We start from the raw sequence: 19,476 nt of genomic DNA on the forward strand, positions 1-19,476 counted from the left end.
CTATCCACTATGTTGAATTATGAAAGCTGGGGGGACTATAATGGCGAATTTTGATATAAGAGTAATAGTAGAAAAAGCGTTGGAATTACCTGGTGTAAGAATTAATCGGGAAGAATACTTACGCAGAGAATTTAGTAAAGATAAGTACAAAAAAATTTTAGATGATATTATAAAACAAGGTCCAATTAAGGCTGGTATAAAACATGATGATTTAGAAAAACACGCAAAGAAATCTATCAATTTAGAAACTACTAAAGCAACTACACTTTCTTTTTTGTCTGGATTACCAGGTGGTGTTGCTATGGTTGGAACTATTCCTGCTGACATTGTTCAGTTCTATGGTCATGTTCTTCGGGTAATACAAAAACTAATGTATTTATATGGGTGGTATGATATCAATACCGATGAAATGGATGATGGAATTACGAATATAATTATAATATTTCTTGGAGTAATGAATGGAGTAGAAGCTGCTCAGCAAGCGTTGAAACAGTTATGTGTTGCTATTACTGAAAAAACTACATCATCGATTGCCGCAAAAGCATTAACAAGGGCTGCATTGTATCCAGTTGCAAAAAAAGTTAGTGCACAAATGAGCGTAAAAATGGTAAATCAAGCCGCTGCTAAAGGAGCGGCAAAAGTTGTACCTGTAATTGGTGGAATAGTTTCTGGAGGCTTAACAATACTTACTTTTAAGCCGATGAGTCACAGACTTTTAAAAGAATTAAAAGAAGACAGTTACGATTGTTAATATATCAGGGCCTTTGAGTAATCAGAGGCTCTTTTGTTTTTTTTCGGTGCTATGCAGCCGTCATCAGGTTCCGTATACTCGAAAGGAAGATCCTCATATTCTCTGGATTCATCGTAGGAGCTTCTTATTCTCTCCCTGTCGGCACCGTCGGTTTCGCCAATCTTGTAGGCGATGTAAGCGATACCTGAGATCATACCGATCTCTGCGATGTACTTTACGATTTTTCTTATGTTCATGTTTTCCTCCGTCAGTATTCTACGGGTTCACCGTAGTTTATTTTCTTGATGCTTTTGATGTTGGCGGACAGGTCGAGACCGTTCCAGTTGTAATAGCCCCATGAGCCGGAGAAGGCGACACAGGATGGCCAGTTGTAGTCATCATAGATGAATTCTACAATGCACTTGCCGCCGTTTCCGAAAATATGATACCTGCCTTCACCGTCATCGGCGAAGCCCTTGCTGTCACATATCTTCGTTGTGAACTGAGTTCCATTCTCCAACTCTATCAAAAATCTGTCCTGACAATAGCCGTACCATACACCCATTGCACAGCAGTAGTCACCGTATTCATCACGGCGGATACCTGTATCGGTTATGGTATCAACAGTTGAACCGTATATTGCACCGGAACTCGGCATGGCAGTTAGCCCCGATGCTTTTTCACCGGCAAAGCAGTTTGTCCAGCCATCTTCGTGAGGGAACTCGTAAATGACTTCTACCGTCTCGGTTTTACCGTCGGCGGAAGCTGTTTTCACTCTGTAATCGTCTTTTTCTTCCTCAGAAAGAACAGGTTCCACGGATACGGTGTATTCCGTGCCTTCGCGAAGACCTGTTATGTAGCAGAGGTCATTTCCTTTAAAGTTAAAGTACATGTTATCCGTAAAGGCGTAATTCTCATCGTGTGCCGTGCAGCTCACGGTGTAGTCACGGTCGGCTTCGGAATCCCAGGTAACTTTCAGACAGGATACCGATATTGTCGAAACATTCAGGTTTCCTGCTGTAAGCTCGACCGGTTCGGGTTCTGCGGTTATTCCCGAGAACTCCATGATAAAGCTCATTATCACACTGAGTGCTTTAGACTGAAAATCGGGATCAATTGTAAATGTCATTAAGTCCTCCTAAGATGTGAGCGATCACATCTACAGTCCAGCCGTTTCCGATGCACATATAACGCTGCGTATTGGAAATGCCGGCGGTATAGTTATCGGGAAGAGTCTGAAGACGTTCCGCTTCAACAGGTGTTAGCTTACGTATTATGTAGTCTCCGTCGGGAAGGTCGATTTTGTAAAGACCTGTTTTCGCACCCTGACCGCCTCCGTTGGCTGACAGGGTAACGGACTTGCCGGAGACAGAGTAAATACGCTGCCCCTGACCTCCGTTGCCGTAATGCCCAACACGTATCGGAGAACATATAAGGCTGTCTTTCTGAACAGTCGTCAGGCAGTTCGACTTGCCGTCATCACGTACCTCGATGTGCTGTTCCGTCTGTTTTCCGTCGGTATATCGTCCACGCTGTGCAGCACCGACAGGTATTGCAATGCGCTGTTTGCCCCGTTCACTCCCATAGGGGCTGAACGGATTTTCACCGGTTTTGTAGTAAGTCGCCGGTATCGTATGTGATTTGCCGTTTACCGTATCGACCGGTATGGCGACCATTGTACGCTGCCTGCGTTCCAGTGTGTTGTAGAGGACAGCACCGTTGTAGCTCGAAGTCATGCAGTACGCTTTGTTCTGCCACGGTATTCCGCTTTCGAGCACATCGACAAGCATGATACCGAGATCTTCCGGCTGTGTGACGTTCGGAATATTCGTCCAGTAGCACCTTTTACGGTTTTGTGCCGATACAAGTGACGAGTTTATCATGACCGGCTGAACGCCGAGCCTGCTGCTTATCTCATCCTTGATGTTCTGATGTATCGAATAGTTGTTTTCGTACAGGAAATATCGACATTCGCTTTCGTGCAGAGCACGTACATACTGCATGAAAAGCCTGAATCCCATACCGTCGGAAGTTGTCTCTCTGTCTTTCTTCGCTATTGACCAGTAGGTGCAGGGCGAACCGCCGAGCAGAAGGTCATATCCGTGAAACTGTGTGAAATCACCGTCAAAAACATTCCCGTGATGAACGATTCCGGGAAAATTATTCTTCGAGACCGTGACGGCATACTTATCGATCTCGAAGGCATCATAGCATTCCACGGGTATGCCCGCCCTCTGCAAGGCAAGCATACCGCATGAGATACCGTCAAACAAGCTAAGTACCTTCATTCAGACAAATTCTCTCTTTCTCATTGTCCGTGTTAGTGTTTTTCTCTTTTCTTTTTGTGAGTGATCTGATGAAAAATAAAATCAAACAAAATAAAATCATATCAGATCAGTTAATTATTCGTCGTCTTCGCTGCTGCCGTCGTAGAACTCGTAATCCTCGTCCTCCTCAGCTTCGTCACCGAACTTTTCAAATTCAGGTTCGGACTTCTTACTGCTTTTTTTCTTCGTAAACAGGTAGAATACTGCACCTGCGCCGAGCAGAGCGATTACAGCGAAAAGTGTATAGATCCTGTTCATATCCGCCTTTGCCTGTTCACGTGAGTCAACAGATTCGGCAGCTATTTCGTCTTCTGCATCAGTTTCCGTTATTACACGGCTTCTTGCGTTTTCAGCAGCTTCCGCAGCGTTTTCTGCTTCTTCCGGTGTGATCTTGCCATCTTTCTCATTACCCGCATAAAGAAGTGCGTACAGGTCGTAATCGTCAACCTTGTTCAGAAAGTAAACATTGTCCTCACCGTTCTTTGCAGTGTAGTTTATGAGCACGTAGAAAATATGCCCGTCTTTTGTTGTTACTGCAATAAACTGCATTTCTTCCGTGTTGTAAATAATCTGTTCAGACTTAATAAGGGTAGCATTTCCGTCTGTATCGTAGTAGGTATCTCCGTAGTAATCCGGCGGAGTAATCGTGATATTTCCTTCGCCGGCAAGCTCACTCATTGCATTTGCGAACTTTTCAATGTCAGAATCGTCTGCCTTTGAACTGTCGTCAGATGGGCTAGCTTCCGGCTTTTCAGCGGAAGCTGTTTCAGCCGGCTTTTCATCAGCGCTTTCCGCCGGTTCAGTTGATGAATCTGATGCAGCAGGCGGATCCGATGCCGCTTCGGCTGATGCTGTGATGCCGACACTTCCGTATGCGAGTATTACTGCTGCAAGCAATGCACTAAATATTCTTGTCTTCATTGTCTTCCTCCTGAGAGTAAAATCTTATTTGTTCTGTTTCGTCCTTGTCTCCGCTTCCGAGAGCATCGATATCCTCATCGGTCATACCGCACTGTTTCATGCGCTGTATCTGCTCGTGTTCACGTGAGAGTACTGATTCAAGCTTTTCTCCTTCGCAGTTAAGCTTTTCGCAGAGTGAGAGATAACGTAACCGCGCGATTTCGGAGAGCAGTCTCTTGTGTTCGTCGGTATCACGCCTGATGTTTATCTCAAGCTGTGATACCTTTTTGCTGTACTGTTCGATTTTCCTGTCGTACAGTGCCATTTGCCACCTCCGTTAATAAAGTACCAGCCGTGGATCGATGTAGTCCCAGCCGTATCCGTCCGTATCAATGTTGACGTGGAAATTAACATTGCCTGCAGTGGTTTCTGCAAATTCCTGTCCGTCGTTTATCGTATCGCCCTTTCTGAAACCGCTTTTCAGAACAGCATTTGTGATCTCGACTTCCGTATCACGCTTTGTTCCGCCGGTTCCGTCGTACCAGTATTCAACATCGTCTTTCCTGAGTGTTATCTTGTTGTTTCTCGTATCAACATCCTTGATCTTACACTTGAACGGTGCTTTCAGAGCTGTACCTCCTGCGGCATAGATCTTGATACCCTGGTAAAGACCTTCACTGTCGGTGTTCCATTCTGTCATTTCATAGCCGAACTGTCTTTTCAGATCGTAAGCTCTGACAGTAGGCCCCGGCAGAAGATTGTGCAGTGTCTGATGATTTCCGTAGAGTGATCCTGTGCCGGAATCACCTCCGACGAGAAGTGTGTAATACTGAAGACGTTCGTCGCTGTGTGACATGCTGCCGAGCTTGTCAGCGATGACATCATCAAATGTCTTCTTCTGTTTTACGTTATAGTAGAGACTGCACTCAGTTTTCCAGCGGTATTTTTCGTAGTATCCGTAAAGGCAGACATCGCCGAGACTGCTGTTCCATATCTGTGTATCACCCGGTGATACAAGGAACCATGCGTCAGTTCCGTCCCATCCCCAGAAACTTCGGTTATGCCGGTCACCTCCGTGATTGAAGTAAAACTGATCAGCCGAACCGTCATAATAGTAGAATGGTTCGCTTGTTCCAGAATACCAGCGGTGATCCATCACATAGAAGCCTGTTTCCTTGTATTCGTCATGCGGATCCAGTACACGGTAATCATCTCTGATGCAGATATATCCGTCGCCGTCCTCAAACTGAGCCAGCTCTGATGTTATTGCATTCGGTTTGAAACGGTATCTGTACGGTTCACCGTCGCAGATGTAAGCATTTTTATCGGCAACGTAGTATGATCCTGACGATGCGTTTCCGCCTCCGAAGTAGTTGTAAGGTGAGAGTTCCTCCCAGCGTGACTGGTTGTCGTACCAGTACACGAACTCGTATTCGGCATCGAATATCTCGTCGAGAAGATCTTCGGTATCGCCGGTGAATTCCCAGTAATAGATGTCATCGTTGTCGGCATCGAAATTATAGTAGTAGGAGCAGAGAAAAGCCCAGAGCTTCCAGCAGTCGAAATCGTAAACCGGATCCCAGTTGTAAACCGATGAACGTCCCCAAACCCATGTATCCGGCTTGTCCTTCAGGTCACTCCTGTTTGCACCGAAGTCCACCAGACCGCTTTTCCATTCAGATTCACTGCTTACCTTGAGTATTTTCTTATTGAGGTCATAGGCAAGCTTCGTGTAGTATTTTTCTGCTTCGGAAAGATCGTAATCCTGTGCTGCATATGTGCCGAGCGTGAATCCGCCGTTGGAGAAAACAGATGTGAAGATCATGATGATGAATGCGAATACAAGAAAAATAATAAGGACGGGGAGTACCATTGTGAGAAAAAACTTCTTTACTTCCTTTTCATACAGGTTTTTAATGTACTTGTATGCCGCAAGGAAAAAAGAACTTACAGTTTCACGCAGGCTTTTTCTCTTCGGTCTTCTGTTTCGTTTTTTAAAGCTGTCATGCTTTGCATTCAGCCTGCTTTCCTGACGCTTCAGTTTTTTGTTCGACTTCGCTTTCTTATCCGAAAGGCGGTCACGCTTCTTTTCCTTCTGATGTAAACGCTTTGGTTTACTTGCTTTATCCTTTACAGGTTCAGCGATACGGCGTTTTGCCGAGTCAGCTGCATGAATAAAATCATTTTCTTCATCTTCATTCACAGCTTTCTGCCATGCGGATGCCTTCATGCGTCCTGCCGAGTATGATACGGGCTTTAACGCCATGAGCCCTGGGTCACTGTTACGCATGATCTTTTTCTGATTTTTCAGTTCCTTTGTCCGGAATCTGTTTTCTTTTTTCAGCTTGTTCCGTTCAAATTTCAGTTCACGCTTTTCCTGCCGGTAAGTCTGCAAACGCCTTTTGTTCAGTGCTCTGCGGTATCTGTTGTTCCTGTCCGTAACTATCCCTGATCTGTAATCAGCATGTGAACTGCGGAGAGCCTCCGCATTGGCAGTAAGCTTCGGTTCATACGTCTTTTCCCGAAACAGACTGTTATCGGCTTTTTTTAGCTGATATTTTGCTTTTTCAAGCTTATGCTGCTTTTTCGTTCTGAGATGATGACGTGTACCTTTGACAGCATCAGCAACTGTGCGGCCCATGAAAAATACACCACGGTGATAATCGTCCACCGCTTCACGTGTGTATTTCTGCCGGAGCTTGTTACGCAGTTCATGTGCAGCGGCATCACCGGTTTTCAGTGCGATGGTTTCGCCGGCAAGTGCAGTATCTGCTGCAGTCTGTGCCACATCGTGAACAGCAAAGTTTCCCGCACGCAGGGCGTTTCTCAATATCTTTCCCTGTGCCGTTTCCGGCTTCCACGAACTCAGTGTTCGAGTTACGGAAGGTCTGTCTCCCTTGATGCGGTATTTCAGATTTACAGCTTTGTGAAGCAGACCTCGGTCATTTCCGTGGTACTCCTTATAATCACGTACAATGTGAGCACGTGTGTGGAAAGTGCCGTGACTGTTCGCTTCACGCCGGAATTCTATCTGAAACTGCTTTGTACGTCTGTTTACACGGTCAAACCGTGCCTGCGCTCTGCGGAGATTGTTTTCTTTTCTCTGTAAGCTCATGTTTCCTCCGTTTGCACATTACTGCTGTTCAGAAGGCTTGGTCGTAAGCAGCTGGTAGATTTTCGTGTTTGTCGGAAAATGATCGGTAAAAGGCAGAAGTACCTTGTCGTATCGGATTAGTCCTTCGCCCGGACCTGAGTTCGTAACAAATCTCATCTGTTCCTTCGAGATGTGAAGCTTTTCCGCAAGAATATCTCTGTCGCCGGCAGCCTGGTTGAGCATGTAGATGAAGTCACTGTTGTCAAAGATGTTTTCAACTTCCTTTGAAGAAAGAAGATCCTTGACATTCTGTGTGATACCCGTCGGACAGCCGCCCCATTTTCGGAATCGCTTCCAGATCTCAGCACTGTACTTCGCCGTCTGTTCTTCCTTTAGGAGAAGGTGAAACTCGTCCATGTAGTAGCGTGTTATCTTCTTTTTCTCACGGTTGGAGGACACACGGTTCCATACCGTATCCTGTACGATGAGCATTGCAACCTTCTTCAGTTGGTTTCCAAGCTCCTTGATGTCAAAGCAGATGATCCTGTTTGTCATGTCGATATTTGTCGGGTGATTAAACAGGTTCTGACTACCGTTTACGAACATCTCCAGTGAGTTCGACACACGCAGTGCAACTTCGCCCTCTTTCTGAAGTTCCTTCTGCAGATCCGAGAGAAGCGGCATTTTTTCAAATGTCGGTTCATTCTCGATAAAAATCTTGTAGATACGCTGCACGCATCTGTCGATAATGGAACGTTCCTCCGCAGTCAGACCGTACCGTCCGCCCACAATTATCTCGCAGAGCGAGATAAGAAAATCCGATTTGTTCGCAATTATCTCCATCGGATTACTGAAAAGGTAATCGTCAATGGTGATGTCCATTGGGTTGATGAACTGTTCCGAATTGCTGGCAATTCGTATTAGCTGTCCGTGCAGTGCCGAAACCAGCGGATAATATTCTCCCTCCGGATCACAGATGATAATATCATCGGGTGTATTCAGGAATGAGTCGAGTATCTCACGCTTTACGCTGAAGCTCTTGCCGGAACCCGGTGTTCCGAGTATCAGACCGTTCGGATTCTTGAGCCTTGAGCGGTCGGCTCGTATCATGTTGCCGGACAGTGTATTTATTCCGTAGTACACGGCCTGTCCGTTCTGAAAAAGTTCCTTTGTCGTGAAAGGTACGAATATTGCAATTCCGGATGTGTGCATTTCTCGGCTTACGGGAATATCGTTGCAGCACAGCGGAAGCGTTGAGACAAGTGTCTGTTCCTGTTTGTAGTCGTAAGGGAACATAATGCAGTTGTTCTTCTGACAGGTTCTTTTCAGCATTTCCGAAAGCAGTTTCAGTTCCTTATTCGTTCTGGCGTATGCTCTCAGCGAAATGCTTATATGGAAAAGCCGCTCATTCTTGCTGTTCAGGTCGCCGAGCAGCTTTTCAATGTCCTCGATGTACATCTTGATAGCCGGCGGCAGAATGTCCGGGTCGTATCCCGACTGCGAAGCTTTTTTCTGTTCGTCGATCTTCATTTGTTCGACGTTTGTCAGCTTCTTCTTGACGAATTTCAGAGCTTCGACCTGATCTAAAGGTTCAACGTGAATATTCACACAGAAGAGATTCTGCATTTCAAGAAAATCCTTCAGTATTACATCGGGAAGTTCACCGGCTAGAATGTTAAGTCCGTATACTGCACCGTAAGCACTTCCAATCTGAAAATTCGACTTGTTGAATTTCAGTGAAGCAGGGCAGATAAAATCCTTTGTATCCATACCGGAACTTATCATTGCACCCCAGTCAAAAATAAACGGGGAATTGCGGTACGGGTTCAGTGCGTAGTACACAGCTTCAAGCCGTTTAGTGCCGTCAAGTACTTCGGCTTCCACTCCAAATGCTCTGAATCCTTTTATTACGTCATTTTTTATGCTCATCAGCTTCGCACGTGCTGCCTTGTATGACGTGCTCTCAACGCCGAATGTTAAGAACTTTCGTGTCGATTTGCCATTTGAGTCTTTCATGAGCTTGTCGGTAAGCATGGACGAGTATTCCTTTCGGAGTATGTTGAAGTCGTCGTCCTGCTCCGGTATCTGCACCATCTTTATCAGATTTTCCTTTGTTCTGTTCTGATTTTCAAATGTAAGCTGGAAACGTATTGTGTTGTCAAAGAGATTGATAACGTCACAGTATTTTGAAAAGATATTGTTCTGTTCATCAAACTCAGAGATTGAGTAGTTGGCATCGTAAAACTGTACTGTCAGGGAAAAGAAATTGTCCGATACCTGACATACGCCGTCGGGATACATGCACTGATACGGGATTGTATTCTGTACCGTATTTTTTCCGCCGTTTTCTTTTCTGATCTCCGCCATACGTGCAGAGAGTATTTTTTTCTCCTCTTTTGTAAGTTTAGAGGCAGGCTTGCCCATGATAACCTTTGCTTTGCTGCGGTTATCACTTTTTCCGGCATTTCTCTTTATAAAGCCCATTGGTAACCTCCGTTAAGCGGAGATACCGTGAAGTGCATCATCCCTTCCTTTCGGCATCTCTCAGCTTATTTTTTATTCTGTTGTATTCGATCTGTCTTTCGACAGCAGCGAACATGTTTGTTGATTTGTAATATCGTTTGCGAGGCCTTGTAAAATATTCACGCATGAATCTTATCTGTTTCTCAAGGTAGATACCGTTTTTACGGTACAGACCGCAGAGTATCGCGGGTGCGGCGACCGCACCCATTGCGAAAATTGCTCCCGACAGTCCGAGTTTATCACGTGTGAGGAAATAGACAGGAGCACCAAGTACAAGACCGATACCGAAACATATTACCTGTCGCTTCGTAAATCCCAGTATAAGTTTCTCCTTAATATCATTAAGGTCTTTCGGGATCGGAACATAATGTGCCATAAAACCTCCGGTCTTGTCTTTTATCTTGCGTTGAAAACGCTCTTGCTGATAGATCCTGTACGTAAAATAGTAAAGATAAGTGCTGCAGTGTAACCTAAAAGCATACCCATCTGAAGTATCACGCCGTCCGTGCTGGAATTGAGTGTGGTAATTGCATTATTGAAGAGTGTCTTGAATATTCCGAGTGCCACCACAATAAAAAATCCCTGGAACGAAAGTGCAAGCAGCTGTTTTATCCAGTTTTTGCCGATGGAAGCCCATTCACCGCTGTCCATCATCGTAGCCATCGGTATAGGTGCGATAGACAAGTACATGAATACTTCAATGATTCTTGAAGCAAGAGTTATCACTATTGCAACTATAAGTATCAGGATACCGAGATGAACTATCAGGGAAATAAACCACACCGTCATGAGTTCACCAAGACTCAGACCGCTTAACGCAGCCGTATCGATCTTGAGCGCCGTGGAAAGATATTTTCCGCTTCCCAGCAGTGTTGTCAGTCCGTTGGAACACACGTTGGTTCCGAAGGAGAACAGTGCCGAAGCGATATAATAGGTATTTGATATGATAATTACACCGCACAGGGCTTTGATGAGCCATTTTATAATGATGGAATCGTCAAAGTCCTTGAAATTGTTGCCCCGGAGAACCATCTGACATAATTCATTCAGAAGAATTACAGTCAGAATAAATCCGCCGATCGGAACAACAACGTTATTGCACAGTGTTTCTATAGTAGTCCAGACTGTCCTGCCGGATGCAGCACCTCCGGTAAAGTATGCCGGATGCTTAGTAATGAAATTCGAGACAAGTCCGCCAGAACCGGTCGTCTGAGTAAAGGTATCTGTAAGCAGTTTTGAAATTCCGTCAAACTGACTCTTGATACCATCCTTGAACAGATCAACGCACCAGTCTTCAAGTGCGTCGATTGCATCGCTTATTACTCCTATATTCATCACCCCCTTGAGGAGTTCGTTTGCCGCTCATTTCCCACCACAGCCCACCGCATAAGCGACCTTTCATAATTCTATAGTTCAGCTTTTCTTATAAAGCGTTCAGCTGTTTTACGCTCGTCTCTCTTTCTGAATGATCTTAGTCAGATCAGACCGCAGCTGTCATCATAGTCTTAAGAACAGGTACGATCGTTACAGCGAGAAGAATAAGACCGAGACCAGCCATGAGCTGTTTCATGCCCTGAGACTTGGCTCCAGGGTTATCGTTTCCGTAGCCCTCCAGAAGGTTTACGATACCCCATACACCGACACCGCCGCCGATAAGGCAGATAACGGACTGGAGTACGGTACATGCAGTATTAATAAAGTTAGTAGTATCTACTACACCTGTTGCGGCAAAAGCGTGTGTGGCGCAGGTATTCATCATGACTCCTGCAGTTGTTGCAAGAAGTGTAGCCTTCTTTGCAAGTCTGCTTCCCTTGGCAAGCCACTTGTGCTTAGGCTGTGCTGATGTGACTGCTGTTTCTGATACGGCATTATCTACCGCTGTAATATTAAGTTTTTCCATAAGTTTCTCCTCAAATAAAATTAAATCAGTGTTTCAGCTTCAACCGGTTATCTTTTTGTCCCGGTTTCTTCACTGTCCGTATCGTAACCGACGTATGTATCTTTACCATCGGTAACTCCGGAGTATGTTTCTTCCGAAGCAAATGACACATCTGCTTCAAATTCTGTAAAGCTCTTGTTTTTCTGCATTTTCAAATGCTTCGAGCTTTTAGCTTTTACGAATTTTTTAATGTTGAATTCCTGTGTTGGATTATCATCTGACAGCATATAATAGTTCGGGTGACGTGTTATATCGTATTTGTACGAGAAAAATGGACGTACACCACGAAGCTGCAGTATACATTTATCACCGTCCATGATTTGCAGTTCATCCTGAGATTTCAGCTCTTTTCCGAGCTTCTGATAGTTCAGTCCGTAAGACTGGGACTGTCCACGGTTTTCGGAAGTATTATAGGCATCTATAGTTTCTTTGCCCAGACTTTCCGAAATATCCTTCAGCGTCGATTTTTCTTTACCGCCGAGGAAAAGAAGGGTGTCACAGTTGCCTTCAATGGTGTCTGCGTTATCTTTATAAATAGCCTTCAGCTGGCTCTTAGCTTGCAGTATGATCGAGGCAGATATTTCACGGCTTCGGATAGTCGCTATCAGTTTTTCAAACTGTGGGATTTCACCGATGTTGGCGAATTCGTCCAACAGACATCGTACATGATATTTCAGCTTTCCACCCGGTGAATTATCCGCTTTGGTGCAGAGAAGGTTGAAAAGCTGTGAATACATGATTGCGACTAAAAAGTTAAAAGTCGCATCAGTATCGGAAATAATTATAAATAGTGCTGAAAGCTCATCACCGAGCTTATCAAGGTGCAGTTCATCGTATGAGGTGATCTCAAGTACCTCGTCAATCGCAAAAGGTGCAAGTCGGGTGGAACAGCTGATGAGTATTGATTTAGCTGTTTTTCCTGCTGCGAGCTTGTACGCTTTGTACTGTTTGAGGGCGAAGCCACCCATGCGGCGCTGCTGTGCGGTAGGTTCAAATTCGCACATTTTCTGATATTCCGAATAGAGTTCAGTGTCATCAGGTTCAGGTTCGTCTTTATTCAGCCAGTGTTCAAGGAGTGCAAATTCCAGATCAATGGCGTTTCTGAATTCTTCATCATCTTCACGGCACTCCGAAGCATTTATCATTTCGATGAGCGTTTCAAAGTTCCACTGTTCTTCAGGGTACATTGCGAAGATCATCGAAATATATGCCGTATAGAGTAATTTCTCTGATTTTACCCAGAAATCATCACTGTTTGGCTGCTGTGAAGATGAAGTATTTTTTATCAGAACCTCCACAAATTTCAGAATGTCCTTTTCACGGTTCTTTTCGCCGATGTAGGCGAACGGGTTGTAGTGCATCGACTTTGCAAAATCGATTGTATTAAACACTTTGATGTTGTATGGTTCGTATTCAGGAACCTTTTTTCCGTTTTTGTCTGTTAGGATATTACCGTTTGCATCACGCATAAATACCGGACTGCCGTCATCATTAAGTTTCGGACGGCCGCGTTCAAGCATTTTTCCGCACTCGATGAGCACAGTTCCTTTCGGATCCGTAACTACATATGAAGAGTGCATCTGCATAAGGTTCGGCTTTACGAAAAATCGTGTTTTACCGGAACCTGAACCACCAATCACAAGAATGTTCTTGTTTCGTGCGTACTTCGGTGCAGACGGTTTACCCATTGTCAGCGATTCTGTTTTCGTGAGAATGACATTGTTTTCGGGTTTTGAAGCATCGCGGTACGGTTCAATATCTTTTTCCGTACCCCATACGGCAGAGCCGTATTCTTCACCATAACGAAACTTCTTCCTGTTTTTCGACCTGATATAGAGGACAAGCCACATTACACCTGCCAGCATCAGGCCGAAAAATACATCAAACGGGTGCAGACTGGGGAAGACCCTGGCAAAAGCCGTTCCGAGACCGCTCATGAAGGGGACGATCTTTTCCTGAAAGCTTTCTCCGTCAGCCGTCCGGTAGGCAAAGCCGATAAGATCACCTGCATACGCAAATATTACATAGGGGAGTGATTTTATTATCAGCTTCTTCATAATACTTTTTCCCTTGTCTTTTGTCTTTGCCTATATTTGCGCTGTTTAAGAGCTGCACGTTTAGCAGTTTTCTGCATCTCCTCACGGGTAAACTCGCTGCGGTCTTTTGTACCGCTTTTTCCTGGAGCGAGATACTCGGTAAATGCTCTCTTGAAATCTTCTGTCTTTGCCGCAGAAAAGAAAACATGCCAGGTTGGTGTTTCTGTACCACTATCTTTTTTCAGAGCATAGTCAATATCATATTTCCTTGCAGTTTTCAGAAAATCCCCGATGTTCTGATCAGAGATCACTACTTCGTCGAGCTTTGAATAAGATATTTTCTGAAGCTGTCCGTAGGTCATACGTCCTATCTTTTCAGCCCTGCCCGATACGAATTCCTGTAAAGCGGCTTTCAGGACATCCGCAGTCAGCTTTTCTGCTTTCAGCGTGATGTCGATGGTTTTTCTAGTACAGCTTTCAAAATCTGAAGGCATCAGTTTTCACCTCCTTCGTCTGTTTTCGGCATCTCGAAGGTACCGAACGCTTCACTCTGAAGCCAGCAGATAAGTCCATATCTTGCCTTGAGTGCATCTTCTGCATCGGAATAGCTTCCGAGAATGATAACGTCAGCTTCCTTTGAAGTACTGGTCAGACCGACAAGATTGTAGCCGAGGACGTTTTCATCGTCATCGAGCTCATCGTCGATGTACACAGCAACAAGATTGCCGTAGTTTACGATATTGCCGTCCTGGGTAATGATCGACTTTGACATGTGTTCACCTCTCTTCTTTGTTAGGGCGCTCTATTCCATCATGTATGCGGAAAGCTCGTCCGTATGGTCGTAAAACATATTTTCCATCTCGCCATATGCATGGTCGATGTCACTGTTCAGAAGTCTGTTTCCGTACTTATCCATGATCATGTCAGCAATCTGGTCGGAAAAGTCCCACAGCATACCTCTTGCTCTGGAAAATGAATGTTCGTAAGTATTCATGTCATTGGTTTCGCCTCCTTTTTCTATCAGAACCTTTATGATGTTTAATTATGCATTACACATCAGTAAACGGTGCATATTTTTAATTTATTAAAATTCCTTTTATACTGCTGTCCTGAGAAGGAAGCAGAGAAATAGAATTTTCGGTCTTTTTAATGCATAGAAGTATTGTTAAGACTTGACTTATTGTCTGTTTTTTGGTATACTAAAAATGATAAATAATAGCCTCTGTGAAGGGAGTGTGGAGCTATGGGAACATATATTAACTCCGGAAACGCCGGATTCAGACAGATCGCCGGTCCAAATTATGTAGATAAGACCATGTTGATCAATTTGATCAATGAACGCATCAATGCGGAAAATAATCTCATCTGTGTGAGCAGACCACGACGCTTCGGTAAATCCTATTCTGCTAAAATGCTGACAGCGTATTATGATTGCTCCTGTGATTCCCACAGTTTGTTTGATGATAAGAAAATTGCGGGATGTGCATCTTATGAAAAACATTTGAATCAATACAATGTTATTAACCTTGATATCGCATGGTTTATTTCATTAGCACAGCGAAAAGGAATTGCTTTAAGAGAAGTACCTGATCAGATTGCTGATGCAGTTAAAGAAGATATTTTGGCGTTGGATCCGAGTCTTTCTGCCGATAAGGGACTGGAAGAGAACTTGATTGCATATGTAGATAAAAAAGGAAGCCAAAAATTCATTTTTATCATTGACGAGTGGGATGCCATGATTCGTGAAGCTAAAGATGATTCTGAAGCTCAGAAACGATACCTTAATCTTCTAAGGGGATGGTTTAAAAGCAATATCTTTACTCCGAAGGTGGTAGCTGCGGCATACATGACAGGTATCCTTCCTATCAAAAAAGACGGCTCACAGTCTGCAATTTCTGATTTTGATGAGTGTCCGATTATTGAGCCGGGCGACTTTGCTGAATTCACTGGTTTTCTGGAAGAAGAAGTACAGCAGAAATGTCAGGCACGAGGCCTCGACTATCAGGAAGTCAAGGAATGGTATGATGGATATGATTTTTCAAATATAGGAGCAATCTATAATCCATATTCAGTAATGAAAGCTCTGGAAAAGAAGAAGTGTAAATCTTACTGGAAAAAGACCACGGCTGCTGAATCACTGAAACCTTATATAAATATGAATTTTGATGGGTTACAGGAGAAAATCGCTTACTTGATTGCTGGTGAAGAAATTTCTGTGGAAGTTGATGATTTTCAGAATGACTTTGAAACATTCAGCACTGCCGATGATGTTTTGACGCTTCTGATACACCTTGGATATCTGACTTATCATGAAGATAAGAAAACAGTTCGCATTCCTAATAATGAAGTACGCGGAGAGTTTAAGCGGTTGCTGTCCTCTAAAAATGAAGGCGAAGCGTGGATGAACCTCATCATGCGTTCAAAGAAACTTCTTGACGCAACTCTTAAAGAAGATGCTGATACAGTAGCAGAAATCATGGAAGAAATCCGCTGCGAGAATTACGCTCCACAGTTTTATAACAATGAACAGGCTTTGAGAGCGATTATAAAATATGCATACATTTGCACGGAGGGCAGTTTCGCAAAAATAGAAGAAATGCCGTCCGGAAAAGGAATTGCTGATGTGGTTTATATTCCAAAGCCTACGTCAAATTATCCTGCTTTAGTGATTGAGCTGAAATGGAACAAGACTGCTGGCGGTGCAATTGAGCAGATCAAGGCTAAGAAGTACACAGCTGCTTTAAAGCCATTTGCCGGCAATATCATTCTGGCTGGAATCAATTATGACGAGAAAACAGGTAAGCATACCTGCACGATCGAAAAAGCATAAAACCGAATATCTTTCAAGCCGTCTGTGATTTATCCGCAGGCGGTTTTTTGTTGCAGTTTGTAATCTATGTCATTGTTTTCGCCTCCTTCCGGCGGGATCAGAAATTATTCCTTATGTCATAAAGATCTGCTCTCGCCTGGTCATTGCGTATAAAGTCCTTATCCTCAGCTTCCTTGTAGAGAACACTGAAGAAGTAGGCTTTCCGGTTTGTTATGTCGCATCTGGTCTCTGTCTTGCTGATAGAACGCTCGATGCATTCCTGATCAACACGCAGCATGACCTCTGCGATTTCACGTCTGCTCTTGATCTCACCGCATATATCCTGATACGGTGTCTTTGAGCAGATACCGTCGACTATCATTCTTACGATATTGTTTATTTCACTGACTGTGAGTCTGTCATTACCGAAAAATGTGACCCATTCACAGAATTCTTCGTAGTTTATATTTGCTTTTACCTGATCTTCAGCTTTTTTTCTGTTTTTCATCAGTCCATCGATCAATCCATCCTGATTCACCTCAGTGAAGTTTTCAACACTACCGTCTGAAGCTGTCAGTGATTGATCGATTGATTTTTCTTCAAAACAAGATATTTCTTTTTTTGATTTTTCTTGTTTTGTTTCTTTATATCTGTACGGCTTTTCAATATATTGATTTACTTGATCTTGATTTTCCGTATCAAGGTTATCAGTATCTTGATTATCCGTATCTTGTAAGGGTAAAAAATTAGGGGAGTGGGTGTTTTCAGTGTTTGAATAATCTGATGCTGCAGAGTTTTCAGCATTATCATCCTGGTCGTCAAACGGGTACGGCTCATCATAAAGATAGTAGTCCCAGTCAACGATCTTACCTTTTTCGTAAACACGCACTCTTTTGAGATAGTGTTCATCTTCGAGCACATGCATGGCGGTGGAAATCTTGGTAACTCCTTCGCCCATGATGCTGGCAAGACCACGAACAGTGAAGTTCCAGCCGTCAGCCATAGACATCATTGTAACGTACACACCTCTCGGTGAGCTTCCGATCCTCTTGTTCCTGAGAATCGTATTGTTTATCAGCGTAAAGCCTTTATCCCTTTTCATTCTTAGTTTTGGCATATCATTTTCCTCCTGATGGTTATTGGATTATTTTACTCTTCATTCTTTTTCCTTTATTGTCAATTCATCTTTTGTTCACGACAGCGTAAAAAATACACATTATAATAGTATTAAAATATTTAGCGACCATAGCGCTGTCGCATCGTTTGATATGAGAAATAAAAAAACTCCTCATTTCTGAGGAGCGTAAAACAATATTCAGTTTTGGGCATAAAAATAGCGTACACCGCTCCGAAATTTCATTTTTTAGAACGCTGTACGCTTGTAAACCTCGAAATTACGTCGTTTGAGGGCTCTTTTTTTCTACCAACTTTTCTACCATCTTATTTCTCTGCCAGCATGGTTTTCTACCAACTTTTCTACCAAATTGATCATTTTTTCGATTTTTTTTGATTCCTGTAATTTCGGCGTTTCACATTTTTAACCCTGAAAAAGCCCGAAAATACGGTGTTTGAATGCCATGCTTTGTAAGACTGTGAAACGATTTGCAAAGTTCATAGAATTTCTCAAAATCTGCCGGTAGCAATACCGTACCGGTTCAAGTCCGGTCAGCGGCATCATTAGAAACAGGTTCTTATCATTAAGAGCCTGTTTTTTTGTGCTTTAGCGTAAATGAAAACGGCTGTACGTGTTTTCCCGTACAGCCGTGCTGAGTTTCTGATCTTTATAAAGCGATGAATCTGAACGCTCTTTCATTTAGCTTGCTTGTTTCCCACTTGCCGTTGACCTTCGCACATATTACGAGCTTATATTCAGTGTTGGTTTTGAGCTTGGGGGTGGTGATAGTGGTAGTATCGGCATCTGTGTAGCCCTGTACCTTCCACTTGCCGTTTATCAGCACAGCAATGCCGTATTTTTCCGCACCGGGAACAGCTTCCCAGTCGATCTTTGCCTGATGAGATTTGCTGTTTATGTTAATATTGCTTACTTTGGGATAAATAACTGCCGAATTCGGAGTAACGATGATAGCTTTTGAAAAATCGTCGTACCATTCATCGCCGAACATGGCGATCACTGCAACCTTGTAATCCTTTCCAGCTGTAAGATTTTTTACAGTGTAGGAAGTATCGGTCGTCTCGTCGAGCTTCGTCCATTTGCCGCTTACAAAACCGCATACAGCATACTTCTCGGCATTGGGAACTGCGTTCCATTCAAGGTTCGCACAGCTGTCACCGGGGGTGTAAGTGACATCGGGGTTTGCAGGATCAAATTCACATATATAACCGTACTTATCAAGATCGTAATAACTGTTGGCGTATGCTGCACCGCTGTCAGATGCGTCATTCCATCTGCCTCTGGTCTTGTATCCGTCACCAAACATATGAACGTAATTCTCGGAGCCGCCATAGTTATTTGGTTCGCCTGACTCCCAGTTGGTATACTCAAAGCTTTCATCGGTGATCCATTTCCATGAATCTCCGTCACGATATCCGCCGATCCAGTAATTGTTGCAGATGGGTTCGCCAAGATGATCTTCTATGGATCTCTGCTCCTCTGTGGAAGTGATCGTAGCAAGATGTCCACCGAGCTTTTCGCACGCTTCCTTTGCTTCGCTCCATGTAAGACCACCGTCAAACAGCTGATATACATGGCCGCGGTACGAGATAGTATCGAGCAGTTTGTTTTCTGCTCCATTTTCTGTTGCAGCACCCGCCGCATCAGCGACAACCATACCGCTTGAAAGCATAAGTGTAAGTGCCGCTATTCCACACAAAGTTTGTTTTATTGACATAATATCATTCCTTTCACAATTTCGCTAATAATAGCTAATAATATTATAAAATATAATTTGCACTTGGTCAATAGCAAAATGGACCAAAGCGATCTGTAAATTGAAATGTGCTTATATGTTAAATAAACAAATAAATTCACTGAAAACAGTATGCCCCATTAGTGTTATAAGAAAATGCAGACTCTTACGGGTCTTCGTTTTTGTTTTATGCATATCTACGGAGCGTGGATTGACTTTTCGGCTGCTGTGAGTTAAAATATAGGCAAGAG

18 protein-coding genes are annotated in these 19,476 nt (G+C 43.7%); 2 read left to right on the forward strand and 16 right to left on the reverse strand.

Annotation, left to right across the window (positions count from 1 at the left end; translation table 11 throughout):
• Positions 1-40 precede the first annotated feature (40 nt).
• On the forward strand, positions 41-751 hold the full coding sequence (locus tag N773_RS0115990) for an EcsC family protein (protein WP_051454299.1): 711 nt from the start codon (positions 41-43) through the stop codon (positions 749-751).
• Here the strand turns inward: N773_RS0115990 and N773_RS20395 are convergent.
• The 14 genes from N773_RS20395 to N773_RS0116060 all read right to left on the reverse strand — a co-directional run bounded on the left by N773_RS20395 (position 748) and on the right by N773_RS0116060 (position 14,543).
• On the reverse strand, positions 748-987 hold the full coding sequence (locus N773_RS20395) for a hypothetical protein (RefSeq protein WP_024858734.1): 240 nt from the start codon (positions 985-987) through the stop codon (positions 748-750). The two genes, N773_RS0115990 and N773_RS20395, sit on opposite strands and share 4 nt — an antisense overlap.
• An 11-nt stretch (positions 988-998) precedes the next feature.
• The gene (locus tag N773_RS22975; RefSeq protein ID WP_242840404.1) at positions 999-1,859 is read right to left on the reverse strand and encodes a fibronectin type III domain-containing protein; all 861 of its coding nucleotides are present in this window, start codon (positions 1,857-1,859) and stop codon (positions 999-1,001) included.
• Entirely contained in the window at positions 1,843-3,018 is a 1,176-nt protein-coding gene (locus N773_RS0116005; RefSeq protein ID WP_024858736.1) for a DNA cytosine methyltransferase, read from the reverse strand. Before N773_RS0116005 ends, N773_RS22975 begins: the two co-directional genes overlap by 17 nt.
• Before the next feature lie 114 nt (positions 3,019-3,132).
• Positions 3,133-3,978 carry a CD1107 family mobile element protein gene (locus N773_RS0116010; RefSeq protein ID WP_024858737.1) on the reverse strand — a complete coding sequence of 282 codons (846 nt, stop codon included), beginning with the start codon at positions 3,976-3,978 and terminating at the stop codon, positions 3,133-3,135.
• Positions 3,959-4,282 carry a hypothetical protein gene (locus N773_RS0116015; RefSeq protein ID WP_024858738.1) on the reverse strand — a complete coding sequence of 108 codons (324 nt, stop codon included), beginning with the start codon at positions 4,280-4,282 and terminating at the stop codon, positions 3,959-3,961. The genes N773_RS0116010 and N773_RS0116015 overlap by 20 nt, the downstream gene beginning before the upstream one ends.
• Before the next feature lie 12 nt (positions 4,283-4,294).
• Positions 4,295-7,072 carry a hypothetical protein gene (locus N773_RS0116020; protein WP_024858739.1) on the reverse strand — a complete coding sequence of 926 codons (2,778 nt, stop codon included), beginning with the start codon at positions 7,070-7,072 and terminating at the stop codon, positions 4,295-4,297.
• 18 nt (positions 7,073-7,090) lie between these two features.
• Positions 7,091-9,535 carry a VirB4-like conjugal transfer ATPase, CD1110 family gene (locus tag N773_RS0116025; RefSeq protein ID WP_024858740.1) on the reverse strand — a complete coding sequence of 815 codons (2,445 nt, stop codon included), beginning with the start codon at positions 9,533-9,535 and terminating at the stop codon, positions 7,091-7,093.
• Positions 9,536-9,572: 37 nt separating this feature from the next.
• Positions 9,573-9,950, reverse strand: coding sequence for a PrgI family protein (locus tag N773_RS0116030; protein ID WP_024858741.1), 378 nt, complete (start codon positions 9,948-9,950; stop codon positions 9,573-9,575).
• A gap of 20 nt (positions 9,951-9,970) precedes the next feature.
• Positions 9,971-10,909 carry a VirB6/TrbL-like conjugal transfer protein, CD1112 family gene (locus N773_RS0116035; protein WP_242840405.1) on the reverse strand — a complete coding sequence of 313 codons (939 nt, stop codon included), beginning with the start codon at positions 10,907-10,909 and terminating at the stop codon, positions 9,971-9,973.
• A gap of 145 nt (positions 10,910-11,054) precedes the next feature.
• Entirely contained in the window at positions 11,055-11,330 is a 276-nt protein-coding gene (locus N773_RS20400; RefSeq protein ID WP_051454329.1) for a Maff2 family mobile element protein, read from the reverse strand.
• 191 nt (positions 11,331-11,521) lie between these two features.
• The gene (locus N773_RS0116045; RefSeq protein ID WP_024858744.1) at positions 11,522-13,570 is read right to left on the reverse strand and encodes a VirD4-like conjugal transfer protein, CD1115 family; all 2,049 of its coding nucleotides are present in this window, start codon (positions 13,568-13,570) and stop codon (positions 11,522-11,524) included.
• The gene (locus N773_RS0116050; protein ID WP_024858745.1) at positions 13,567-14,043 is read right to left on the reverse strand and encodes a PcfB family protein; all 477 of its coding nucleotides are present in this window, start codon (positions 14,041-14,043) and stop codon (positions 13,567-13,569) included. The genes N773_RS0116045 and N773_RS0116050 overlap by 4 nt, the downstream gene beginning before the upstream one ends.
• Entirely contained in the window at positions 14,043-14,321 is a 279-nt protein-coding gene (locus N773_RS0116055) for a hypothetical protein (protein WP_024858746.1), read from the reverse strand. The genes N773_RS0116050 and N773_RS0116055 overlap by 1 nt, the downstream gene beginning before the upstream one ends.
• Before the next feature lie 30 nt (positions 14,322-14,351).
• The gene (locus N773_RS0116060; RefSeq protein ID WP_024858747.1) at positions 14,352-14,543 is read right to left on the reverse strand and encodes a hypothetical protein; all 192 of its coding nucleotides are present in this window, start codon (positions 14,541-14,543) and stop codon (positions 14,352-14,354) included.
• A 249-nt stretch (positions 14,544-14,792) separates the two neighbouring features.
• Between N773_RS0116060 and N773_RS0116065 the strand changes: the two genes are divergently transcribed.
• On the forward strand, positions 14,793-16,379 hold the full coding sequence (locus N773_RS0116065) for an AAA family ATPase (protein ID WP_024858748.1): 1,587 nt from the start codon (positions 14,793-14,795) through the stop codon (positions 16,377-16,379).
• Between the two features lie 97 nt (positions 16,380-16,476).
• On the opposite strand, the gene N773_RS0116070 is transcribed toward N773_RS0116065, so the two are convergent.
• Positions 16,477-17,475 (reverse strand): hypothetical protein, encoded by a 999-nt coding sequence (locus tag N773_RS0116070; RefSeq protein WP_024858749.1) that lies wholly within the window; start codon positions 17,473-17,475, stop codon positions 16,477-16,479.
• Positions 17,476-18,139: 664 nt separating this feature from the next.
• Positions 18,140-19,207, reverse strand: coding sequence for a lectin-like protein (locus N773_RS0116075; protein WP_024858750.1), 1,068 nt, complete (start codon positions 19,205-19,207; stop codon positions 18,140-18,142).
• Positions 19,208-19,476 lie beyond the last annotated feature (269 nt).

The organism is Ruminococcus albus AD2013, assembly GCF_000526775.1.
GTDB classification, from domain to species: domain Bacteria; phylum Bacillota; class Clostridia; order Oscillospirales; family Ruminococcaceae; genus Hominimerdicola; species Hominimerdicola alba_A.